This is a genomic window from Nocardia sp. PLKS1-43 (assembly GCF_059510335.1).
In genome coordinates, this window is sequence record NZ_JCAJZQ010000037.1 from 1 (window position 1) to 2,609 (window position 2,609).

Annotated in this window: 4 protein-coding genes and 1 pseudogene; 2 read left to right on the plus strand and 3 right to left on the minus strand. The window is 68.1% G+C overall.

Translation table 11 applies throughout. The annotated features are described in order from the left end of the window. The coding region (locus AC5WS7_RS40505) for a PucR family transcriptional regulator (RefSeq protein WP_495959971.1) at positions 1–440 on the plus strand (440 nt) is incomplete at its 5' end. An 18-nt stretch (positions 441–458) separates the two neighbouring features. On the opposite strand, the gene AC5WS7_RS40510 is transcribed toward AC5WS7_RS40505, so the two are convergent. Together AC5WS7_RS40510 and AC5WS7_RS40515 are read right to left on the minus strand one after the other, a co-directional pair. Continuing rightward, positions 459–1,049, minus strand: coding sequence for a TetR/AcrR family transcriptional regulator (locus AC5WS7_RS40510; RefSeq protein ID WP_495959972.1), 591 nt, complete (start codon positions 1,047–1,049; stop codon positions 459–461). 73 nt (positions 1,050–1,122) lie between these two features. Then, positions 1,123–1,473 (minus strand): VOC family protein, encoded by a 351-nt coding sequence (locus AC5WS7_RS40515; RefSeq protein WP_495959973.1) that lies wholly within the window; start codon positions 1,471–1,473, stop codon positions 1,123–1,125. Between the two features lie 58 nt (positions 1,474–1,531). Between AC5WS7_RS40515 and AC5WS7_RS40520 the strand changes: the two genes are divergently transcribed. Continuing rightward, positions 1,532–2,131, plus strand: a complete 600-nt coding sequence (locus AC5WS7_RS40520; RefSeq protein WP_495959974.1) for a TetR/AcrR family transcriptional regulator — start codon at positions 1,532–1,534, stop codon at positions 2,129–2,131. Positions 2,132–2,293: 162 nt separating this feature from the next. On the opposite strand, the pseudogene AC5WS7_RS40525 reads toward AC5WS7_RS40520, so the two are convergent. Beyond that, positions 2,294–2,609 (minus strand): annotated as a pseudogene (locus tag AC5WS7_RS40525) (acetyl-CoA C-acyltransferase); the annotation flags it as partial.

The window sequence follows — 2,609 nt, forward strand, 5'->3', positions numbered from 1 at the left end:
CGGCGGCCGGGGTCGGCCTCACCGCGGCCACCACCTCCGCGGCGCCGGGCGCGATCGCCGGCGCGGTGCGCCACGCACACGAAATCCTCGACCTGGCACTGGTATTCGGCCGCATCGGCAAAATGTACCGGCTCACGGACCTGGCAGTGGAATACCAGCTCACCCGCCCCGGCCCGGCCCGCGACCAACTCGCCGCGGTACTGGCCCCCATCGAACACGCCCCGCACCTCATGCAGACCCTGCGCCTGCACCTGCCCGGCATCCTGAGCCGCCAAGCCATCGCCCACCGGCTCAACATCCACGTCAACACCGTCGACTACCGGCTCAAACGAGTCGCCACACTCACCGGTTTCGACCCGCTGATCCCGTCGGGGCAGTGGACGCTGTGGTCCGCGATGATCGCCCGCACGCAGGCCGGACTGCTCACCGCCGCCAAGTGAGCGGTCCGCGCGACGCGGTCAGCCGGGCATTTCGAGCAGTTTATGGGTGATCTCCAGCAGATGGGCGAACAGCACCTCGTCGTCGAGATCGGCGACGAGCGGATGAGTCACCGCGCCGCCGATCGCGGCGGACACCATCGCGACCTTCACCCGGACCCCGCTGTCACCGACATCGCCGACGTGCTTCGCGATCAGGCCCTCGATCATCCGCTGGAACGGCTTGTTCTCCGCCAGGGACCGCACCAGCACCGGATCGGTCTGCAACATCCCGATCAAGTGCCGACGCCGCACGACCAGCGCGACCACCTGCTCGACCAGCACCTGCCGGGCCGACTCGGAGTCGTCCTGGGATTCGGCGACCGACACCGCCGCGGCCAAACCGGCCAGCTCGGAGTCGACGACCGCCACCACGATCTCGTCCTTGGTTCGAAACTGGTGGTAGACAGCCGCTTTCGTGATTCCGACCGCATCGGCGATCATCTGCAACGAAGTGCCGCTGACGCCGTGTTCGGCGAACAGCCGTATCGCCGTATCGATCGTGCGCTGCTTGGCCGCACTGTAATCGGGCCGAGCCGCGACACCGTTCGCCGGACCCGCCACAACTTCCACGCCATCGAGCCTAACCGACCGCCGAGCAGCAACGTCCGGTCGTCTTCGCGCGAGGCCGCCCGACGCGCAGCACTCACCGCTTCGCGGCCTGCCACAGCGCCAGTGTCGCGCCACCGGGCTCATCGATGACGACCACGGACCCGGGCGGCAGATCGGTGCGGGGTTTGACGATTCGCGCTCCCAGCGCAATCGCGCGCTCGGCCGCGGCATCCACGTCGGACACCGGAACATACGGAATCCATTGTGGGCGACGCGCGTCGCCCGCGGCGAGCGGCGTCAACCCACCCCAGACCTCATCGTCGTCACCGAACATCGGCCCGGCCGGAGACTCGGTGACCGGCCAGCCGAACATCTCACCGTAGAACCGGCGTGAGGCATCGGGGTCAGTGGTACGGACGTCGTGAAATACGAAAACTTGGGACATGCGTCCTGATATTAGGCCGCGCGTCCCAACTTGGCAACGAGTCCATTAGATTGAGGCTGTGACCCGACCCGTGATCGAAGCCAACCGGCGCGGCAAGCGCGAGCAGATCATCGACGCCGCCAAACAGGTGCTTGCGCGCGACGGGCTGGCCGCGTGCACGGCGCGTGCCGTCGCGGAGGCAAGCCCGCTCAGCAAGAGTGCGGTGCACTACTACTTCGACGACATTCACGAGATCATCGACCTCGCGATGCGCGAGCATGTGACGGCGACCGTCGCCGCTCTGCGCCGGGCAGCCGCGGCCGAGTCCGCGCCGCCCGACAAGTTGTGGGCGGTCGTGGCCGCCTACCTGGCCACGTTCAGCGAAAGACCCAATGCCGCGTACCTGTGGTTCGAGTATTGGATCGACGCCGGCCGGCGACGGTCGTCCGACACCGTCGCGGCGACCCTGAACGACATGCACGCCGTGCTGCACGACCGCACGGCCGATTTGGGCGTCGACGACCCGGTCTCGACGGCCGATACGGTACTGTCCTGGCTGCTGGGCACCATCGTGCAGCAGCAGCTGCGACCCGTCACGCCGGAAGCGCTACGGCGACAGCTGAATTCGATCATTCTCGGCGACGCCGAAGCGGATGGCCGGCCGCCTCGGCCGAACTGATCTCGGGTCACTTCCCCCGGTCAGCGACTCGGCACAAGGATTGCGGTTGTGGCGCAACAGGATTCGACCGTCGGCAGGAGGGCGTCTTCGTCCCCGCATCGGCCCGGGAGCCCGTCCGTCCGGCGACCACCTCGATGGTGCGAACGGACGGGCTCGCTCGCCCTAACCGGCCGATCGGATGATGAGCGCGTCGCCCTGACCGCCGCCACCGCACAGCGCGGCCGCGCCGATCCCGCCGCCGCGACGCTTCAGCTCCAGCGCCAGATGCAGCACGATGCGGGCGCCCGACATGCCCAGGGGATGACCGATCGCGATCGCGCCGCCGTTGACGTTCACCTTCTCCGGGTCGATGCCGAGCTTGCGGGCGGAGGCGAGCCCGACGACCGCGAACGCCTCGTTGATCTCCACCACATCCAGGTCGGCAGGTGAAATACCTTCCCGCGCACACGCTTTGGCGATCGCGTTGGCGGGCTGCTCT